The sequence below is a fragment of the Pseudoduganella lutea genome (genome assembly GCF_004209755.1).
GTDB lineage: Bacteria > Pseudomonadota > Gammaproteobacteria > Burkholderiales > Burkholderiaceae_D > Rugamonas > Rugamonas lutea.
In genome coordinates, this window is the sequence record NZ_CP035913.1 from 6,644,618 (window position 1) to 6,664,284 (window position 19,667).

The 19,667-nt window shown below is 59.8% G+C and carries 21 protein-coding genes; 9 read left to right on the plus strand and 12 right to left on the minus strand.

The features are described from left to right. Positions 1 to 48: 48 nt before the first annotated feature. On the minus strand, positions 49 to 444 hold the full coding sequence (locus EWM63_RS32650; RefSeq protein ID WP_229487547.1) for a serine hydrolase domain-containing protein: 396 nt from the start codon (positions 442 to 444) through the stop codon (positions 49 to 51). Positions 445 to 578: 134 nt separating this feature from the next. Continuing rightward, positions 579 to 1,055 carry a serine hydrolase domain-containing protein gene (locus EWM63_RS32655; protein WP_229487548.1) on the minus strand — a complete coding sequence of 159 codons (477 nt, stop codon included), beginning with the start codon at positions 1,053 to 1,055 and terminating at the stop codon, positions 579 to 581. A gap of 135 nt (positions 1,056 to 1,190) precedes the next feature. Here EWM63_RS32655 and EWM63_RS28120 point away from each other — a divergent pair, with 135 nt between their 5' ends. Continuing rightward, complete coding sequence (locus EWM63_RS28120) at positions 1,191 to 1,622, plus strand: GFA family protein (RefSeq protein ID WP_443094122.1); 432 nt, start codon at positions 1,191 to 1,193, stop codon at positions 1,620 to 1,622. Between the two features lie 48 nt (positions 1,623 to 1,670). After that, positions 1,671 to 2,066 (plus strand): hypothetical protein, encoded by a 396-nt coding sequence (locus EWM63_RS28125; RefSeq protein WP_130189470.1) that lies wholly within the window; start codon positions 1,671 to 1,673, stop codon positions 2,064 to 2,066. 463 nt (positions 2,067 to 2,529) lie between these two features. Here EWM63_RS28125 and EWM63_RS28130 read toward each other — a convergent pair whose 3' ends face one another. From EWM63_RS28130 to EWM63_RS28155, 7 genes are read right to left on the minus strand one after another with little or no spacing between them, the layout of a single operon-like run. Then, positions 2,530 to 3,315 (minus strand): PRTRC system ThiF family protein, encoded by a 786-nt coding sequence (locus EWM63_RS28130; protein WP_229487550.1) that lies wholly within the window; start codon positions 3,313 to 3,315, stop codon positions 2,530 to 2,532. Next, a complete protein-coding gene (locus EWM63_RS28135) occupies positions 3,312 to 3,950 on the minus strand; it encodes a PRTRC system protein A (RefSeq protein WP_130189471.1) in 639 nt (212 codons plus the stop codon). The genes EWM63_RS28130 and EWM63_RS28135 overlap by 4 nt, the downstream gene beginning before the upstream one ends. Next, positions 3,943 to 4,674: a PRTRC system protein B gene (locus tag EWM63_RS28140; RefSeq protein ID WP_130189472.1), complete on the minus strand. Its 732-nt coding sequence runs from the start codon at positions 4,672 to 4,674 to the stop codon at positions 3,943 to 3,945. The genes EWM63_RS28135 and EWM63_RS28140 overlap by 8 nt, the downstream gene beginning before the upstream one ends. Positions 4,675 to 4,700: 26 nt before the next feature. Beyond that, positions 4,701 to 5,729: a PRTRC system protein F gene (locus EWM63_RS28145; protein WP_165390968.1), complete on the minus strand. Its 1,029-nt coding sequence runs from the start codon at positions 5,727 to 5,729 to the stop codon at positions 4,701 to 4,703. Then, positions 5,708 to 5,926 carry a hypothetical protein gene (locus tag EWM63_RS31930; RefSeq protein ID WP_165390969.1) on the minus strand — a complete coding sequence of 73 codons (219 nt, stop codon included), beginning with the start codon at positions 5,924 to 5,926 and terminating at the stop codon, positions 5,708 to 5,710. Before EWM63_RS31930 ends, EWM63_RS28145 begins: the two co-directional genes overlap by 22 nt. Beyond that, positions 5,923 to 6,141, minus strand: a complete 219-nt coding sequence (locus tag EWM63_RS28150; RefSeq protein ID WP_130189474.1) for a PRTRC system protein C — start codon at positions 6,139 to 6,141, stop codon at positions 5,923 to 5,925. The genes EWM63_RS31930 and EWM63_RS28150 overlap by 4 nt, the downstream gene beginning before the upstream one ends. A gap of 12 nt (positions 6,142 to 6,153) precedes the next feature. Continuing rightward, positions 6,154 to 6,618, minus strand: a complete 465-nt coding sequence (locus tag EWM63_RS28155) for a PRTRC system protein E (protein WP_130189475.1) — start codon at positions 6,616 to 6,618, stop codon at positions 6,154 to 6,156. 561 nt (positions 6,619 to 7,179) lie between these two features. On the opposite strand from EWM63_RS28155, the gene EWM63_RS28160 reads away from it, so the two are divergent. The 3 genes from EWM63_RS28160 to EWM63_RS28170 all read left to right on the plus strand — a co-directional run bounded on the left by EWM63_RS28160 (position 7,180) and on the right by EWM63_RS28170 (position 10,479). Next, positions 7,180 to 7,632, plus strand: coding sequence for a DUF305 domain-containing protein (locus tag EWM63_RS28160; RefSeq protein WP_371861148.1), 453 nt, complete (start codon positions 7,180 to 7,182; stop codon positions 7,630 to 7,632). Further along, entirely contained in the window at positions 7,629 to 9,005 is a 1,377-nt protein-coding gene (locus tag EWM63_RS28165; protein ID WP_130189476.1) for a YncE family protein, read from the plus strand. The genes EWM63_RS28160 and EWM63_RS28165 overlap by 4 nt, the downstream gene beginning before the upstream one ends. A 199-nt stretch (positions 9,006 to 9,204) precedes the next feature. Then, positions 9,205 to 10,479, plus strand: coding sequence for a M48 family metalloprotease (locus EWM63_RS28170; protein WP_207221174.1), 1,275 nt, complete (start codon positions 9,205 to 9,207; stop codon positions 10,477 to 10,479). A gap of 115 nt (positions 10,480 to 10,594) precedes the next feature. Here the strand turns inward: EWM63_RS28170 and EWM63_RS28175 are convergent, their stop codons facing one another. Continuing rightward, the gene (locus tag EWM63_RS28175) at positions 10,595 to 13,687 is read right to left on the minus strand and encodes a sensor histidine kinase (protein ID WP_130189477.1); all 3,093 of its coding nucleotides are present in this window, start codon (positions 13,685 to 13,687) and stop codon (positions 10,595 to 10,597) included. Positions 13,688 to 14,073: 386 nt separating this feature from the next. Further along, the gene (locus EWM63_RS28180; protein WP_130189478.1) at positions 14,074 to 14,715 is read right to left on the minus strand and encodes a response regulator transcription factor; all 642 of its coding nucleotides are present in this window, start codon (positions 14,713 to 14,715) and stop codon (positions 14,074 to 14,076) included. 235 nt (positions 14,716 to 14,950) lie between these two features. Between EWM63_RS28180 and EWM63_RS28185 the strand changes: the two genes are divergently transcribed. Then, positions 14,951 to 15,292 (plus strand): hypothetical protein, encoded by a 342-nt coding sequence (locus EWM63_RS28185; RefSeq protein ID WP_130189479.1) that lies wholly within the window; start codon positions 14,951 to 14,953, stop codon positions 15,290 to 15,292. On the opposite strand, the gene EWM63_RS28190 is transcribed toward EWM63_RS28185, so the two are convergent. Next, positions 15,289 to 16,269 carry a LysR family transcriptional regulator gene (locus tag EWM63_RS28190; RefSeq protein ID WP_130189480.1) on the minus strand — a complete coding sequence of 327 codons (981 nt, stop codon included), beginning with the start codon at positions 16,267 to 16,269 and terminating at the stop codon, positions 15,289 to 15,291. The genes EWM63_RS28185 and EWM63_RS28190 overlap by 4 nt on opposite strands. A gap of 102 nt (positions 16,270 to 16,371) precedes the next feature. Here EWM63_RS28190 and EWM63_RS28195 point away from each other — a divergent pair, with 102 nt between their 5' ends. From EWM63_RS28195 to EWM63_RS28205, 3 genes are read left to right on the plus strand one after another with little or no spacing between them, the layout of a single operon-like run. Beyond that, positions 16,372 to 17,133 carry an SDR family oxidoreductase gene (locus EWM63_RS28195; RefSeq protein WP_130189481.1) on the plus strand — a complete coding sequence of 254 codons (762 nt, stop codon included), beginning with the start codon at positions 16,372 to 16,374 and terminating at the stop codon, positions 17,131 to 17,133. Between the two features lie 10 nt (positions 17,134 to 17,143). Further along, positions 17,144 to 18,271 carry an alkene reductase gene (locus EWM63_RS28200; protein WP_130189482.1) on the plus strand — a complete coding sequence of 376 codons (1,128 nt, stop codon included), beginning with the start codon at positions 17,144 to 17,146 and terminating at the stop codon, positions 18,269 to 18,271. A 51-nt stretch (positions 18,272 to 18,322) separates the two neighbouring features. Then, on the plus strand, positions 18,323 to 19,573 hold the full coding sequence (locus EWM63_RS28205; RefSeq protein WP_130189483.1) for an MFS transporter: 1,251 nt from the start codon (positions 18,323 to 18,325) through the stop codon (positions 19,571 to 19,573). Positions 19,574 to 19,667 lie beyond the last annotated feature (94 nt).

Sequence of the window (19,667 nt, forward strand, 5' to 3'; positions counted from 1 at the left end):
CTCGCGCCGAGTAGGACAACACGACTGGTCTAGCTGACCTTTCTACTCTCAGATAAGTGCTGCAGAGAGAATTTGATTCATGTCCGGCTCGGCATTTTGGCAATTGGCCAAATGTATTATTGATGTACGGGTCTGGGGTAGCCTAACAATCAGGGTGTTGAATCCCCAAAGACCGCCGTTATGGAACACAACTTCTTGACCGAACCTTTTTGTGATCTCTAATCCAAATCGGTAGTCAGGCACTGTTCCATCCAAAAAGGGCGACGGTTGTAGCATTGCATGCAGCAGGCTTGAATGGTCGGCCCACTGGCGGTGCCATTCGACTTCCCACAGCAGCAGCTGAGCGGTGCTGCCATACATGCCGCCATCACCAACCGTGTTGGCATTACCCAAATGCTGCTTGTATCCCGAAGAACGCGCCGCGTCATTTTCATAGCTGAACACCCGATGTTTTATGACATCAAGCGGTCGTCATCGTATGTCATATCGTGGATGCCGAGCGGCTCGAACAGTGTTTTCCTAGCATAGTCCTTGCACGTTATGCCGGTCAATCGCTGGACAAGAGTGGCTAGAAGGATCTAGTTGCTATTGCTGTACCGGTGTTCAGTCTGCGCAGGACACTCCACTGTGTCCATGCAGGAAATTAACTGCAGGATGATGTCGTTGTTGAAGTAGTCAGCTTCGTGCCGTCCAAGCTGGCACTGCAGGAACTGGAAATAATCTGGAATCCCGCTACTATGATTTAACAGACTTCGCAACGGAAAGGGTTGCTCGAATTTGGTCAACTCTGGCAAATGGGCGCAGACGTCGTCATCGAGACTTATTGCGCCTTCACGCACCAGGGACATGACGCAGGCCGCCGTAAATTGCTTCGATTCCGATGCCAAGTAGTATGCCGAGTCGCGCGACAACGGCACTTTCAGCTCCAATGAAGCAAGACCATGATGGCGCTCAAATAACGTTTCTCCTGCGCGCAGGACCGCGGCGCTGAAACCCGGTCCCTGCCACGGCAAGAGCGCTTCCAACCCGCTGTAATAGTCTTTAAGTTTTTGCATGCAGTCTCGGCTTGTTGTTTGAGAGAAAGCCGAGATTGTACGTGCCAAAGCGTCTTTGGTATCGAAATAACACGTCACCAACGACAGCTTCGGGGCGCAAGCGGTCGTACACGGGTCCGGCTGCAACGAGCTAGGATGGGCCCTTTTCTTGGGGAGGGCACATTGGCAACAAGAACTGCATCCTGCAGCTGCGGCCAGTTGCAGATCGAAGTGGCGGCTGAACCGAACGGCGTCGGCATCTGCCACTGCCTGGCGTGCCAGCGGCGCACTGGCAGCGTGTTTGCGCCTGTTGCCGGGTTTCCTCTTCCCTATACCGTGAGTGGCCGCTCCACGGAATACGTGCGCGTGGGCGACGCCGGCTGTGGCTTCGTCTATCACTTCTGCCCAGTATGCGGCACGACAGTCTTTCATACGGAAGACGACGTCGACGACGAAGTGTTCGTGGCGGTCGGTGCTTTCGGCGACACCGATTTCCCACCGCCGCAGATATCGGTGTACGACTGCCGCCGCCATGCGTGGGTCCAACTGCCTCCCGGAACCCGGACATTCGAACTCGATCCCAACTGAGTGCCACGACACGCTTACAATCGCAGCAACGAAACTGACTGGTCAACAATGAATAAAATCTCGTTTGATACACTGGCGCGGCTTGCAAAGGCTTCCGCTACGGTCACGGTTCCGTGCATGTGCAACCGGGTGTCGGTTGCCGCATGGAGCGCATTGCCGATGACGTTGGAGTTAAACCGCTTTCACGATATCGGCGTGCTGTTCGACGATCCCTACGACGAGCCGACGTTTGCGGAGTTTCATCCCGCCGGGACGCGCTATGACAGCGACATCGCCCCGATCGCGCTGAATTTCTACCCCTACAATCGCTGCGCCGTGGCACGCTGCCTGGACTGTGGCCGACACTATCTGCGCTATAACGAAGCGGGCGGCTATTTCACGGAGCTTCGCATTCGCGCCCTGCGGCCGGAGCTGATCGTCGATACACCCGCACCTGAGGCTTAGCCGCCATTGTCCGCTTCGGAGCGGTAGCGTTCATACCTGAACGGCCGAAATCGGCAAACCTCAACTCGTGCTGGACAGCAATTCCTATGGTGCGCAAACAGGCCATATAGAATAATCTGCAACTAACAGAACATGACGCTGCACGTTGCAACCTCGACCTGCTTCACCGACTGCGCTGCTCCAGGTCGTCACAGAAGAGCACTGCTCGGGACGCCGCAATATGGCTTAAACGTGCCAGCACGATCTGGGCACCCAGTTGAGGTGTACCACGCTCTGAACCGATGTATTTCGATGGGAACAACTCCTTAAAATGAAATTGCTAGCCCGCTCCTTGCATGATAACCCTAATTATCATGTAGTCCTTTTTGCCAGTCAGAGTTCTCATTGAATTGATACGTCTGCGTCAGGCTGCTTTCGGCCGGTCGCAGTACACAATGACCGGCTGATCTCGTGGTTCTGGAGATTAACCGTTGCCGTCGGTAGGCACTAGCCGCATGGGTGCAGTACGTTTTGCCTGTAAATTTAGTACCACACCCTGTGCCTCAATGCTCCCGGAAGTGAATAACTCAAACAGCAGTTGGGCTGCGTAGCGCGCCGCGACGTCGTTGATGAACAGCCCCTGCGATGCCAGCGACATGCGTACCGAACAAGACGGCATATCGTCCTCCAACACCGTACCGTCCAGCAGTTCAGGATAGCGCTCGGTGACGCAGCGCAGCCGCTCTTGGGCGTCCAGCGGCCTACGAAAGGTCGGAGGCTGGCCAAGTACCACCTGCGCATCGTGCTGGCGGTTGCCCAGGTCCAGCCAGTAGCGGTAATGGTCGCCTGCAAACAGGTAGGCATGCATGCGTTGCCGTGCGGCGCGCGTGTCCACGCAACTGATCAGCATATCGGCATTGCGCTGGGTAAGGCTATATTCGCCTCGCCACGTGTCTTCAATGGCACGCACGCTCGCGTCCCAATCCAATCCATAGAACTGGTTTAGGCGTGAGATCGTCACCACCGCCTTATGCGCGCCCACGTCGGCATGGCTGTACAGTTGGCGGCCCACGTTTGCCTCGCTGACAGTATCGGGATCGAAGGCATGCACGTGCAGGCCGCCGGGGTGGCCCAGCGCACGCATGGCGAAATCGAGCCGCGCCAGGCAACCCGCCATCTGTGCACCATTGCCACCCACTCCGGCCAGGTGGATGGTCACGCGCCGCGTCAGCAATTCGCCTGGAACTCGGTGTGGCAGGCTGGTCATCATGGCTCGCACCCCAGTCTGGTCAGTCCGACGACACTGTCCCATTGGTCACACAGGTCGATGAACAGCCCGTTGATGGCAAGGCGGACGCGTGCTTCTGGATGGCGGCTGCGCACCCGCCCAAACACACCGCACAGCTTGATCGCGCGGTCGTCCGCATCGCCCAGCGCGGAGAAGAACGCCGGCGCATCGCCGTGGGAATGCAGGTCGAGTACCACCTGCTCGGTGGCGGCGAGGAGCGGGAGACGGTAGACGACATGGTCCCGGTCGGCCTCGACCGTCTCGCAGGTCGCCACTCGCAGCATGCCGGATCGCCCGTCATGGATGATCGCAGCGGCGGTCTCGTCGGGCGCGGCATACCGTGCCGAGGCGATGAACCGGCGCAGCAGATCGGCAGGAATTACCCCGAAGGACAGGCGCAGCCATGGCGACAACGCGCCATAGGGCACGGGCAGTCCGCTGTCGATGCCACCGAAGCGTTGCAGGCAGTCCAGCCAGGGTAGCCGTACCTGCACGAATACGCCGTTGGCGGCCACGACGAGGCGCAGGCCGGGTGACATCGACGGCAGGGCGCCATGGCGGGGCGCGGCGATAACCGGACAGGCGGCCAGCAACACGGCGTCACGTGGATCAGCCATGGTCGTCTCCCAAGAGGGCGACCATGTCGCCCAGCGTCCTGTCCATCGCGATCAGGGCGCGCGAGGGAAATCGCGCCGGCGGCGCATCCAGCAAGCCCTTCCAGAACGCGTAGGCGCCGTGCTTGTGCCGCACGGTCCTTGTGCCGTTGGGATGGGAGAAGAAGGAGCCAAAGAACGCGTCGGTCCATGCATCGATGCAATGGCTGGCTTCGCCCGTCGGGACGACAGTGCTGCCTTGGCAAATCACGCCAAGGTCGCTGACATTGAAGTAGGGCGCCCGGCACAGCGGCGTTTCTGGCGTAGGGCGGATATTGTCCTTGCAGGCCCAGACCCACCAGCCCTTGGCGCTGGCCGCGAACACCAGTGCCGGATGCGGTACCACCTCGCCGCGCTCGCCAAGTTCGGCGCAGCGAACGGCGATGTGGCGTACTCCGGCGGGGTGCCACCACACGCGCAAGGTGTCGCCCGCATAGAGCAGGCGCCCGTCGAGATAGGATGCCGAGGCGGGCGCCTGCTGCGCCAGTTCGCGCGCCAGCCGCCTTGCCGCGCGCGGCGACATGGGCTTGCCGGCGAGGATGACCGGTCGGTCTCCGCTCAGATCGACCCGATGAATGCTGGCGTAAGCATGTGTGGCGTTATGCTGTGCCTCCCGGTAGATCAGCACCGCCTGGGCCAATACGAGGCTGGCGGCGCGCGGGGCTTCGATACGGAACTGTACTGGCATGATGGTGTCCTCCTGTGCAACCAGTATTACTCCGACAAATGGGCAAGCAAGCGGTCGATCAGGCCGATGGCGCGCAGGTGCGGCGTGATCATGCGCATCCATTGGCGCAGGGCCGGCGGGTGGTCGGCGGGGAGCACGACTTCCCCGATCTCGTCGAACGAATCGGCCTGCCATGCGTAGTCCGCGTAGTCATCCGACACGCGCACGGCGACGTCGTCGTCTGCCCAGCACAGCACCGCACCAAAGCCGGTGAAGAGCCCTTCACGCCGTGCCGTGAAGTCACCGGATACCGGTGTGCGGGCCAGCGCCAGCGCCAGTGCCGCCGCGCGGCGCACAAAGGCGTCATCGTGATGTTCGGACAGGATATGCAGGCGTCGCTGCGACAGCCCCGCAGTCCGCCGCAATGCCCATGCCGGGAACGCGGCTTCGATCTCTGCGCGCGTCACCATTTCGGCTTGCATGGCGTCCCGCGCTTTCGGATCGCCGTCGCAGTGTTCATCGAGATACTCGGTTTCGTCCGGTTCGCCCAGCCAGTACAGGTGGGATGCCTCGTCCAGTACGATGGACGGCGTGAAGAGCGGGTAGACAGCCCAGCTTTTGTCCTCCAGCACGCAAAGCACGGTGGCACCGAGGCCGGGCACGACAGCTTCCAGCCGGTCAAGACGAGGACCGACGGTCCAGCGATGCACCGAGCCTTCTCGCCAGGCGATGTGCATTCCCCGAACGCGGTCCACATCCGATGGCTGTTGTACCGCCTGCGATTCCTCGATCTCGTCCACCTTGCACGTCTCGACCGGCTGCAGGGAGAACACGGGCGACAGGCACCTTGTCTCGCCAATATGCCGGTGCAGCCATGCCGACAGGACCGCACCGCAAGCTTGCAGCGGATCGGTGCTTGCTTGCGGAAAGCTGCGCTCCGTCACCGCGCCACCGCGCACGAGGTAGCGGGCCAGCATACCGGCCACCCGCTGTCCTGCGGCGGGCATGATGGAGGCCGGTATGCCGTCGGCGAGCGTGGGCTGGCCGGCACTGGCTAGGGCGTGGGTTGCAGCCATGGCGAGGGCGCGGTCGTGCGGGGCAGATCGGCGGGATTGGCTGGGGTGCTGCTGCAGGTGCTGGCAAAGCGCAGCCAGCATGCCGCCGTATGGCCGAGGGCTCGCTTGCCGAGTGCGCGGTCGGTGACGGCGGCGTTGCCTGCAGCGCTGCCAGCCGCCATCGCCTCGGTCAGCGCCATGAATTCACGCCAGTTCATTGCCGCTGCCCCTTGGTGCCGACGTTGCGGCGGAAGGTGACTTCCTGCACACCGTTCACCAGTTCGTCGGCGATAATGATCTCGGCGCTGATGAGTTCCGGGTAGATGGCGCTGTGCAGGTCGCGCACGTCGCGCGGCGCCATGCCCGGTGGCGCGGGCAGTTCGATGCCGTTGTAGCGGTAGATGCGAGGCGTTTCGGTGATGGTGATGGCCATGATTCCTCCTCGTCAGAACAGTTCGGGCTGGCGGTTCTTCATCCAGTCCCGGTCTGGGTCGTCGTTGGGATTGGTATCCTGGGCATCGTTGTTCCCGCTATCAGGAGCTGCGGTGCGCGGCGCTATACGTTGCTCGGAAGACTTGGGCGGTGTTGCCGGCTTTGCGGGCTGGCTTGCCGCCTTGGGCGGCTTTGAACGATTGGCATGGTTGGCCTCGATGGCGTGGCCAGCCGCCGCAGCTTGCTCCAGCAGTGGCAAGAGCTTGGTGCGGTAGCCCGTGAGCGCTTCGATGAATTCGGCATCGAAGTCTTCCGGCGTTGCGGTGAGTGTCAAGTCGGTGGCAAGTTTGGCCGCGGCATCCTGCGTCGGGCGCGGCATGAGCGAGATCGTCATCACGCCGTGTTCGCGGTCGGCACTGACCAGCATGGCCAGCCGTGTCGTGACGGCCAGCGGGTATAGCTCGGTGAACATTCCCATGGTTGATCTCCTTTGGTGGGGACAGAACTAGGTTACGCCCGCTTGCCGCTGGCGCAAGTGCCGCGGGCAGTGTTGGCAGATGGCCTCTGCGCCAGCGGGCAGGGCAGCAAGCCATTGCCGCGTGAGATAGGGCGTCAAAACAGACGTTTCGGAACGGTGCAGGGAACCGGAAGCAGAACTCGTCCGTAATCAGCCGGTTACGTGAAGCTTTCGTAAAAAACGCGTAACGCGGCCATATCGGTAATCTACCGGAACCAATCTACAGTATTCATCTACCTGTAGCGGGCACAAGTACGAACGATTCGTCATCCCCGCCATCTCATATTTAGTACCTTTCTCCCCTCCATTCTAGGCAGCATGACTTCCAAACGAACCAGGCCATAATCGTTCCCGATCGTCAGACGTAGTTTAGTTATTACGCCAATCGGCCGAGAGCCTGGCGCGACAGACCTTAAGCAGCTATTGCGTTCGCGCATGGTCCATGTGGAGCTGGCGGTCGTCCATAGTGTTCTATGCACGGGACGTCTCATGGACTGCACACCAACCCTCAGGAGATCTGAAATGACGAATACCAGAACATTCGGTCAATCAATGGCCGAGAGGACTGTGCGCGGCAGCGCGACGGCCTTGATCGCCATCTGTCTCGCCAGCAGCGCAAGCGCGCACGACATGCACCAACACGGCCGTGAGGACAAGCCCATCCATCAAGCTCTGCCTGCATCTTTTGCGGCCAGCAATGACCGGCCGTTTGCCCAATTGATGGATGAGGCAATGGCGGTAATGGATCGGGACATGCAGGCTGCGCCGATGAACGGCCAGCCGGAGCACGACTTCGTGACCATGATGCTGCCCCATCATCAGGGAGCGGTCGATATGGCAAAAGCGGTGCTGCTCAATACGAAGGATCCGGAACTGCGCAACCTGGCGCTCGGCATCATCACCGAGCAGCAAAACGAAATCAACGTGATGCGAGCCTGGCTTGCGCGTCACGCCAACTGGAAGGAGCTCCAATGAAGCTGACACGTACACTAATTCTGGTGGGGCTCCTCGGCGCGAACCAGCTGGCGCTGGCCCTCCCTACGGCGACGGACCGGGTCTATACCGCCGACCAGAACAGCAATACCGTATCGGTGTTCGATCCGTCGAGCAACCAGCTGCTCGGCCAGATCGTCCTCGGCAATCCGCGTCCCGATGTGCTGTCACCGCTGTACCGCGGCGAAATTAATGTACATGGCATGGGCTTTTCCCCGGACCACAAGACGCTGGTCGTCATTTCGAATGGTTCAAACTCGGTAACGTTCATAGATACCGCGACCAACAAGGTCAAGGGAAAGACTTATGTTGGACGCTCTCCGCACGAAGGGTTTTTCACGGCGGATGGCAAGGAAGTATGGGTCGTGGTCCGCGGTGAGGACTACATCTCCGTCATCGATCCCGCCACCTTCCGGGAGACTCGCCGTATCCCGACAGCAGTTGGACCCGGCATGGTGCAGTTCATGCCTGACGGGAAGCTGGCCTTTGCCGTGTCGAGTTTCACATCCCAGGTGGACGTCATCGACGTCAAGGCCCATAAGGTCATCAATTCCATTCCAGTCGTCAGCCCGTTTTCCCCCTTCCTGCAGTTCACACCCGACTTCACGGAGGTGTGGATGACGCACAAGGATGTCGGCAAGGTCACCCGTATCGATACGCGAACGCAGGAAGTGACAGGTGTCATCGACACGGGTTTCATCACCAACCACTTGGCGTTTGCTAAAGTGGACGGGAAGACGCTGGCGTATGTGACGGTCGGCGGAGAAAACCTCGTCAAGGTCTACTCGACGGGACCAGCCGCAACTCTGGTCGCGACCATTCCGACGGGCGCTCTGCCGCATGGCATCTGGACATCCGACGATGGCACACGGCTGTATGTAGGACTGGAGAATGGCGATGGCGTCGATGTGATTGACTCAGCGTCGAATCGCGTTGTGGGCCACATGGGCGGCGGACAGGCCCCGCAGGCCCTAGTCTTCTTGTCGAACGTCGCGCAGGCAGGCAACGCCGACAACCTGGCGAAACGCGTTAACCGGGATTCGACGCCGCTCGCATTGAGGGCGCCAAAAGGGCAGGCGCGCGGGCTGGTCGTGGCGCGCCAGCTCGGTGTGGTGGATGCGCTGGAAGTTTCCGTTTTCAAGCTCAAGCCCGATACCCAGTACAGCGTGTACCTCGGCACGGAACAAGCCGGTGCCTTGCGGACGGATGCGAAAGGCATGGCGAATGGCACGATGATAGGACCGTTGCGCAACCTTGCCCTGGTCGAGGCTGCAAAGACTGCCCCAGCCGCACGCATCCTCGTCATGGAGGGCAGCAAGGGACCGGATGAAGCCACCGCCGTTCTCATGAACTGACTCTCCCCAGGGGTGTAGCTAGCCTGTTGGCCATACCGGAGCATGTCGGATGAACAGCCGAGATGAATGCCCAGCGATGAGCATTGCCGAAGGCTCATGCCGTGGCAAATGGCTTCTTCCCACGGTATGACCACTCGCGACGACAGGCATCTTCATGCACTCAGGGGTCGCCCTAACCAGGCTCCATACAGACACCATCATGAGGACGTCGCGCCCTGCCGCGAACGGGCTGCGTATCAACCACGTCAGGGTACTTTTTACCGGCTCTGGCACTAACATCACTTACCTCACCATGCTAAGCCCATTCATTCCCGCAGCATCGACACAGGCCTACCTGGCCCAGATTCCACAGGAGATCCAGCAGCGTGCCGGCGACTACACGCAAGGAAATCATTGGCTGATCCTGTTCAGCGCGCTGGTCGGTATCCTCATCAATGTGCTGGTCATTCGTTCACGCCTGCTCGAACGGGTGCATACGCATTGGGAGCGGAAAAGGACGCGTCCCTGGTCAGGCGCCCTCGTGGTTGGGGCAACGTATTACATCGTTGCCTGGTCCTTGGACTTGCCGTGGGCGGTGTATGCGAAGTGGTGGCGGGAGGTGCGCTACGGTTTAAATACGCAAACTGCGGGCGCATGGCTGGCGGAAAGTGTCATCGGTGCAGTCTTTACGGGCATCCTGCTGGCAGTCATGCTGATGCTGCTCTACGCCTTGATACGCCGCGCTCCGCGGACGTGGTGGCTCTGGTCGAGTGCACTGACGTCGACAATGATCGTCTTTGCGATCGTCATCGCACCGGTGACCATCGAGCCGATGTTCAATGAGTACAAGCCGCTGGCATCCGGGAGAAATCACGACCTCATCACGGCACTGGCAAGCGAAGCCGGCATCGCGCCGGACCGTATCGTCTCGTACGACGGCAGCAAGCAGTCCGCGAATTACACAGCGCGTGTGACAGGGCTGTTCGGGACTTCGCGCATCGCGGTCTCGGACGCGCTGTTGACGCAAGCCAGTCAGGCGGAATTGCGCGCTGTCGTCGGTCACGAAATAGGTCACCACGTCCTGCACCATGCGCTGCTGCTAGCCTTGGCATATTCGGCTCTGCTGACCTTGGCCTTCCTGGTCACCCACCTGCTTTACGCCCCGCTCGTACGACTGCTTCGAGCCGACGGCTTGGCGGGACCAGCCGATCCTGCGGGCGTGCCGATATTGTCGATCATCGTGACCGCCACCTTCCTGGTCCTGACGCCGGTGACGAATGGCCTCGTACGTTTTGTCGAGAACCAGGCGGATGTGTATTCGCTTGGCCACGCCCGCGAGCCCGATGGCATGGCAATCGCCCTGTTGCGCACCGCCGACTATCGGGCGGCCGACCCCGGGGCGGTGGAAGAGTGGCTATTTTACGATCACCCGTCGATCGCGCGCAGGATCGAACGGGCAATGGAGTGGAAGCACCAACATCGGAACGGTCGATGACCCAGCAAAAGTCCAGCAAGTTAGTCCAGATGGCGGTGCGGGAACCTCCTGGAGCCTGTTGTAAAGGCACGTTAGGGAAAACCGCGCGTCGTGCCTTAGGCTCTCGCTAACCCTGTCAAAGCAAGCTGCTGGTTCCGGTTTTGGAATATGCCAGTTGCGCAGCGATCTGGATTTTCCAGGTCGTTCCTTGCCCCTTGCCTGTGCATAGCCCGATTGACGCGCCGAGTTGTGCCGCCCTTTCACGCATCCCTTCAACTCCCCAATGACCTGGCCGCCCCATCTGCAAGTCGGTGTCGATGCCGCAACCATTGTCCGTCACACAAAGGGTGACCCCCTTGTCGTCATAGGCCAGGTCCACCGTCACGTTGGTAGGGTGTGCATGAGCGAACGCGTTGCGCATCGCTTCGCGGCCGATCATCAAGAGTTCGTCATGGACGTGGGCACGTAATGGCCGAGCTTCTCCACGCACTTGCATCGTGAATGCTATCTTGTGTTGCTCAGCTAGGTGGTAGCCAAAATGTTCCAGGCTGGCCGTCAGTTCATTGTGCGCGGTTACGGCAGATCTCAAAACCGTCACCTTATGACGGCCTTCGTTCATGACCCCGGTCGCCATCTCGAGTGCATTCTCCATCCGGGCTTTGAGCGGCTCGCTGTCTGGAAGGCGTTTAACGATGCCGGTAAACACAAGGATAAGTCCTTGTACGGACTGCAGTAATGTGTCGTGCAAATCACGCGCAATCCTCTCTCGCTCGGCCGCACGTACCTCGAAACTTACGGCCAGCCTTCGTAGTGCGACATGCAGTCGTAGACGATGCAGCGACCAAGCCAGCATAAGCAGGATCAACAAGCAAAGCAACTTGAACCATCCTGTCTGTGTAACTGTCGGCGGAATTTCAAAGCTTACTTCCGCACCCTTTTGATCCCACAAGCCGTCCTCGTTTGCCGCAACGACTTTGAACGTGTACTTGCCAGGGGCGAGGTTCGTATAGATGGCAGTCCTCAGCGTGCCTGCTTCCTGCCACTGCTGATCGATTCCATCAAGCTTGTATCGAAAATTTACCCGTTGAGGTGAGGTAAAGCTGAGTGCCGTGTAATCGATACGGACAGAATCAGCGGCCGAGTCTAGAATAAGCCCGCCTGTTGGCGAATGACTGTTACCCGCAGCTGCAATGCCGGTAATTTTGACTGGAGCCGGCGCCATATTAGTCCCTGGTTGAGCAGGGTTAAACCGGTAAGTACCGCTCAGCGTCGAAATGATCAGTTCGCCAGTGCCTGTCCGGATCATGGAAGGCAGCGGGCCGTGCGGGGGGGCGGTACCAATCAAACCATCATTTTCATCGAACTTTCGGTAGCGCACAGCATGATTTGGATTGCCTTGCAACTTCACGATCTCCGTTGCACTGATGTGAAAAAGGCCTACGCCGCTATTTGCCCAGAGATCGCCATTCGGCATGACGACCAAGCCGGTAATACCTGGGAAAAGCTCGTCATGTTCGCCGCGAATGCGGAAAATGCGGCGCCCATCGTACACAACCAATCCGTTTTCCCCACTTACCAGCGCGCCGTCTTTTCGCGGCACGATCTGCATCACCGTGCCAATATCTGCATTTTGGAAGGCGTCAAGCTTGTGCACCTGCCCATTTCGCAGGACATAAATTGTGCTGCCGAGTGAACCAAGCCAAAGGCTCTTGGCTAAGCCTGGCGTCATGGCGGTCACGGGGGCATTCTTCAACGCGGGAAGGCCGCCATATTTCTTCCAAATTCCATCCTTCATTCGCCACGTCTCAAGGCCGAGAGAAAGCCACAATCCACTGTCTTCGTCCATCGCTAGCGCATAAATAACGAAGCTTGACAGTTGATTGATTTCAGGCGGCAAATTCACCTTTTTACGCTTGAGCCCATCCAGTTTCCAGAGCCCGTCCAAGCTGGCACACCAAACGATGCCATGCGGGTCACGGTATAACGCAGTGATCAAGTCTTTTTGTTGCGGTCTTGGCGCAAAAGGTTCTGGAGCATTGTCGATGTGACGAAAATAATTGTTATCGATCCAGAGTTCTCCATCCGAACCACCCAGAAGCGCCTGTGCTTCGCCAAACACGGCGGGTTGCGATAGCAAAGCCATGCGGCTTGGGCGCGTCTGGTTGATGCCATGATCCGTCGCTACCCATATGCTGCCCTCATGGTCTTCGAACACGGCATTGACGGTTGCTCCGCTCAGACCTTGCTCGCTGGCGTAAGTTTTTACCTGCGGTTCCTGCTGAGCAAACTCGATTTTGATGAGCTCACCGTTTTTCGGAAGCCAAAAACTGCCACTTCTGTCGATGAGAAAGTTGAATGCATTGAATTGCGGCTGCTCAAGGAACCTGTCTTTCGGGCCTTTTAGTTCGGGCCAGAGTTTCTTGACACCCTTACCGCTCATGTCTGTAGACCAGATACTATGGTCCGGCGACTCAGCCAACCGTCCCCAGCCATTTTTATCCGAGACCTTCCTGAACCTGCTTTCTTGCTTCGGACGTGCGTAAATTGCTTTCGGGGCGAGCGCCCACATCGTCCCGTTCTTGTCCAATAAAAGGTCGTTAACTGGCGTCTCGGGCAAGCCAGTCTCTGCATTCATTTTGCGCCAGGTTGCGCTACCTTGGGGTAGCGAAAACAGTCCTTGCCACGACGCGACCCAAAGGGTCCCGGAATTGTCACGCAAAACGTCCCCCATGGCACCTTGTGGAAAATTGTTTTCGCCTTGTTTGAACACGCGGAAGCTCTCGTCTTTGATCAGATAAAGCCCGCCAAATTTTGCTGCCGCCCACAGTGTCCCGTCATTGAGAACGCCAATGCGTGTAGTACTGCTTGCCATGGTCTGACCAAGTGGCGGTTTGAAGCGGGTGAAAGCCATTCCATCGAATCGGAATAAGCCGACAGGACTTGAGAACCATATCCAGCCATCGGGTGTTTGAGCGATGTCGTTGGCGCCCGGTGGGGCACCATCTCTCACCAGCCACTTTGTATGAACGAAAGTCGTATGCAGTAGCTGATCTGCTCTCTTGGGGAAATCCGCTGCGATTACCTGAGACAAGCTCAAGATCATCATCATCATCATCATCATCGTCGTAGAAATGATGAGGCGCAAAGCCTGTTTTGCCAAAGTTATCATGTTCCGATTTGGTATCTTGGTGCCTGTTCGTTGAGGCTCAGCCATTCCTTGTTGTGCCATGTGCTTGGCTATCCGGGATCCCGGATTCCACGTGGTCAGAGGACTGTTACCCAACCAGCGCTCGGATGTTTTGCTGTGAGCTACCAATGTCGGGATCGTCCCGCCCACTAGTGATGTGCAAGAACTCAGCCGTTACCGGGATACGGTAGAGCTTGGTCGTGGGGCAGTGTACGAGATATACCGTCCTCGACACTCGAACTAAGTGGGCAAAGCTGTGTTGAGGAGTGCGTCCAGCATCGTTCCACAGAAGACGAATGATGACGAACCACTACGCTCCCCGACGGTTAGCCTGGGCCCTTGCCTGATACCGTCCAGTGATGGGCAAGGGCGGGGCATTCGCTAACGCTGGCAAGAGGAAACGCAAGGTCTTGATCGTACCGGAAGCATTAACTGCCGCGCTGGAGCAGGTCGATGATCCCGCGCTCCACGGCAAGCATCACAGCGTGTGTCCGGTCATTGGCATCCAACTTGGACAAGATGCTTTTCATGTGCACCTTGACCGTAGCTTCGGATATGCCTAGCTGCACACCGATCAGCTTGTTCGTTTTGCCGAAGGCTGCCAGCTCGAGGACTTGGATTTCACGCTGAGACAGTGAATCAGCGTGCATGTGATCAGCCATCGCGACGGCGACCGAGGGCGCGATACACCTTCCTCCACCATGCACTGTCCTGATGGCATTGGCAAGGTCATCGCCTACCTTGCTCTTCAACATATAACCAGCAGCACCTGCCTTGATGGCGCGCATTGCGTGCACATCGCCTTCGAACGTCGTGAGCACGATTACACGGGTGGAAGGGCAGTCCCTCCGAATCAGGGCGCTCGCCTCGATACCGTTCATTTCCGGCATCCGGATGTCCATGATGACGACGTCGGGTTTGAGCTCATGACAACGGGCAAGCGCCTCGCGCCCGGTCGTAGCTTCGCCGACTAAGGCAATGCCCTCTTCGCTGTCGAGAATGGATGTCAGACCTTGCCTGAAGAGCGGGTGGTCGTCGACGAGAAGTACGGAAATTGGTTTGCTGGGCATCTGGTAAGTTGGAGAGGGGGTAGTTACATATGTAACATTATACGGTGCAACGAATTGCCTTTCGAATGCATGCCTCCATCTAGGTATTTTCAACCTGCTGCTGGGAGTGATTCGCATTTGTTGACGGGAAGATACGATACAGGCTCCAGAGGTCGCTCGGCCCTGCAGTGCAAGGAGCGATGTGCACATCCGTTCCAATTCAGCTACCGACCAGGTTAGAAAGAGACTTTGCGAAATGATGAACTTCCTTTTCGAAGAGCGCGACTGCTCTGCGCTTTACTTGCAGCAGATCCTTCAGGATTGCCATCCGACCCGTTGCCAGATGCTGGCCGATATGTTCGCAATGGGCTGCCTGCTTCATTACCAAGGGGAACGGTCGGCAGCGTCGATTCTGATCGGGCAGGTTTTCGACTCAGTGCGTAGCACCGGAGAACGTGAATACCTGTCGACGTTGATGGACAGCATTTCCGGAAATGAACTTCGTCTGGCTTTTGAAATTGCGCCGAGCATGGAACTCAAAGAATTGTGCAACCGGGCACGGCAGGGCCCGGTCAGGGAAGCGGCCTGCGCCCGTTAGCGCTGTAGTGCAGCTCCACTTATGGCCGCTTCACTTTGAGCCTGCGACACGATCAGGTCCCACGGCGCAGGCGACGGGAAGATCTCCCGCAGGAATTCGATGAATGCCTTGACATTCGGACTGCCGCGGCGGCTCTCCGGCCACATCGCGGTGACGACAAAGCGTTCCACTGCAAGCTCGGGAAGAATTGGGACAAGGAGCCGGCGTTCAACGTGATGCGCGGCGGCATACGTGGGCGCAATGCCGATGCCACCGCCGGCGACTAGAGCAGCAAGCACGCCGTCGGTCGCGTCGATGATGATGCCGGACTCTGGCGTCATCTCGACAATGCGTTCGCCCACCTGGAAAGGCCAGCGCAGGCTCTGGCCAGTGCTCTGGTAACGGAAATTTACGCACTCGTGTGCAAGCAGGTCCTCGATGTTGCGGGGGATCCCGCGGCGCGCAAGGTAACTGGGAGCGGCAAAGGCGCACAGGCGATGCGGTGTCAGAGGACGCGATACCAGGCGCGAATCTCCTGGTGCACCGACCCGCAATGCGACATCGATGCCTTCCTCGATCAGATCGGTGTAACGGTCACCCATGCGCAAGTCGATGGTGACCTTGGGATAGCGTTCGCGAAACCGCGGCAGTGCTGGCGCCAGGATGTGCGTGCCGACAGGTAGCGGGGCCGTCACACGCAGCAAGCCGGCGGGTTCGGCCCGGGCAGTCGCGGCGGCTTGCTCGATCTGCTCGACTTCCTGCAATAGCCGCGTGGTGCGTTCCTGCAGGTCGCGCCCTTCGGGCGTCAATGCCAGCGAGCGTGTCGTGCGCGTAAAAAGGCGCACCTTCAGGTGCTCTTCGAGTCGCTGCACGCTTTTGCTCACGGCCGAGGGCGATACACCGAGCGAACGCGCCGCCGCAGTGTAGCTACCAAGCGATGCCGTCCGCGCGAACGCGATCAACCCAGTCAAGCTTTCCAATCCGATTTGTGCCGTCATGGAATTATTATATCAATTTCCACGTGGATTGTCAACGTTAATGCAAGAGCGGAAGATGACTTCATCGGCACCGCTGTGGTGCCACAACCAAAGGAAAACATCATGACCACGCAAATCGCTGCTCCATCATCGTTCTCGAACCTGCCACCTAGCGCGCTGACCGACAAGGTCGTTGTCATCTTCGGCGGCACCTCGGGCATTGGTTTGTCGGCCGCCATCCAGGCCAAGGCCGCCGGTGCCAACGTCATCGTCATCGGCAACGACCGTACACGTGCCCAGCAGGCAGCCGAGAAGTATGGCTTCGAATGGCGGACTGCCGACGTCACGCAAAGCGAAGCGGTGTACGACGCACTGAAAGAGATCCCGAAGGTCGACCACCTGGTCCTGCTGGCTGGCACCTTCGTGGCGGCCAAGGTTCTCGACGGTGACGTGACGTACATGCGCCGTGCATTCGAGGAACGTGTCTGGGCATCGGTGCACGCCATCCGCGCGCTGAACGAGCGCCTGTCCAAAGATGGTTCGATCACCTTCATTTCCGGCGTGCTCGCCGATCGGCCGAATGCCCAGGGGACGGCAGTGCTGGCCGCTGCTTCGGCAGCAATGGAAGCCTTTGCCCGTGGTCTGGCCCTGGAGCTGGCGCCGATCCGGGTCAATACGCTGTCGCCAGGGCATGTCGAAACGCCGCTGCTGCACAAGGTACTGGGCGATGCGCGCGATAGCGTACTCCCTGCAATGGCCGCCTCCACGCCGCTGAAGCGCCTCGGCACGCCCGAGGAAGCTGGTGCCGCCACGGTGTTCCTGATGGCGAACGGCTGGATGAACGGCACCACGCTGCATATCGATGGCGGCGTGAGCCTGATCTGAGGAGAACGCCATGTCCACCGTTCTTGCACAACCCCGCGTCGAAAGCCGAAGCGGCCCGGCGGCTTCGCTGTTCGACCCTATCCAGATGGGTTCGCTGCTCCTGCCCAATCGGATCTTCATGGCGCCAATGACTCGGGCCCGTGGCACGCGCGAACATGTGCCGACGGAAATGATGGCGCGCTACTACGCCGCACGGGCAGGTGCCGGAATCATCTTCAGCGAGGCCATCGGTATTTCGCAACAGGGTCTGGGCTGGCCGTATGCCACGGGTATCTGGTCTGGCGAACAGATAGACGGTTGGCGCCATGTGACCAAGGCGGTCCACGCCGCTGGCGGAAAGATCATTGCTCAGCTGTGGCACATGGGCCGGGTAGTGCACCCGAGTTTCCTTGGCGGCGCCCAGCCCGTGTCGGCTTCAGCCACTGCCGCGCCGGGCCATGCCCACACGTACCAGGGGCGGCTCGACTACGAAGCCGCGCGGCCCCTGCAAGTCGCCGAGATCCCGCAACTGCTTGAGGATTTCCGAAGGGCCACCCGTAACGCGCTGGCGGCGGGCTTCGATGGCGTGCAGATCCATGCCGCCAATGGTTACCTGATCGACCAGTTCTTGCGCGATAACACCAACTTCCGCGACGACGACTACGGTGGTTCGATCGAGAACCGCATTCGCCTGCTGCGCGAAGTCACTCGCGCCGTTGTCGAAGTGGCCGGGCCTGGCAGGACGGGGGTGCGGCTGTCCCCGAATACGCATGACCAGGGCGTCATGGATAGCGCACCACGATTGCTGTTCCCCGCCGCAGCGGCGGCACTGTCGGAAATCGGCATTGCCCACCTCGAGCTGCGCGAACCGCCGAAGGACGGCGACTTTGGCAAGGCCGAGGGCGAACCAATTGCGCCGCTGATCCGGCAAGCCTTCAATGGCACCCTGATCCTCAATTCGGATTACCCGCTCCAGCGGGCCGAAGCGGCCTTGCAGTCCGGTGCAGGGGATGCCATCACGTTCGGCCGGCCATTCATCGCCAACCCGGATTTGCCGCGCCGCTTTGCGAGCGGCATCCCGCTGGCGAAGGACGATCGGGAAACCTGGTTCACCCAAGGCAGGGAAGGCTACGTTACCTATCCCCCCGTCGCACGCTGAGACCAGGCGGCCGAGCCGGCCGCTTGGTCATACCTCTCAACAAGGAACATCATGCAAGCCACTCCTGAACACGCTACGGTGCCGGATGCCCCAGCCTCCTGGCTGGCAGTGGGCGCGCTGGCTGCTTCGTCATTCGCGCTCGTCACCACCGAATTTCTTCCCGTCGGCATGCTGCCGAAGATCGCCGACGACCTGGCGATCTCGCAGGGGCAGGCCGGGCTGAGCGTCACTATCCCCGGCTTCGTCGCCGCGCTCGCCGCACCGCTCGGTATTGCATTCGCCGGCAATGTCAATCGTCGCAAGTTGCTCGCACTCCTGCTGGCCTTGCTCGCAGCGTCGAACATCCTGGTCGCGACGGCACAGGGGGTTGGCATGTTCATGGCGGGGCGCGTGCTGCTGGGGATTGCCGTCGGTGGGTTCTGGACGTTTGCCGGTGCACTAGGCACCCGGTTGCGGCCTGGAGCGCAAGGCGTGCGGGCCAATGCACTGATCCTTGCCGGTGTTTCGCTGGGCACTGTCGCCGGCGTGCCGGCTGGCGCGCTCGTTGGCGAGCTGCTGGACTGGCGGCTGGCGTTTGCCGCGGCGGCTGTCCTCAGTGTGGTCTCGCTCGTGACGTTACTGCGCTTGCTCCCCTCGTTGCCACCCAAAGCAGGAAGCGGACTGGGGGACATGAAGTCGCTGGTGACCAGCACCGGTCCACGTGTTGCTCTGTTTGCCGCGCTGTTGATCTTCATCGGCCAGTTCGCCGCCTATACCTACATCGCGCCGTTCCTGCACGAACGGGTCGGGATCGACGGGCGCTCTCTCAGCCTCCTGCTGCTGGTGTACGGCATGGCGGGCTTCCTCGGCAACATCGCGGGTGGTGCTCTCGCTGCGCGAGACCCGCGTCGTACCACCTTGTTCATGGCGAGCTTGGTCGGTGCCGCCATCCTGCTGCTGCCTGCCGTGAGGGCATGGCCCCCTGTCGTTGTCGTGCTCATCACCGCATGGGGGTTCGGCTTCGGCATGCTGCCGATCAGCATGCAGAGCTATCTGTTCGCCAGTGCTCCCGGTCGCGCCCAGGCAATGCAGGCAGTCTTCGTTTCCGTCGGCCAGACCGCGATCGGCGGTGGGGCCCTGCTGGGCGGATTACTGGTCGACCATCTCAACATCTCCGCGGCGTTCTACGCAGGTGGCATGGCGGCACTGGTGACGTGGCTGATCATCACCCGGCCGGGCAGTCGACAACCGGCCGCGTCGCGCAAAACTATTCCACCCTGCTATCCGCTGGAAAAAGGGTTGAACGGCGATAGTGCCGACTGAGTCAATGCTCCGGGCACCCCATCCGGGTAGGGAGGGCAGCACCACTATCGTGTGATTCTGGCTTCTTGGCCGGCACCTACACTCCGCAAAGTCC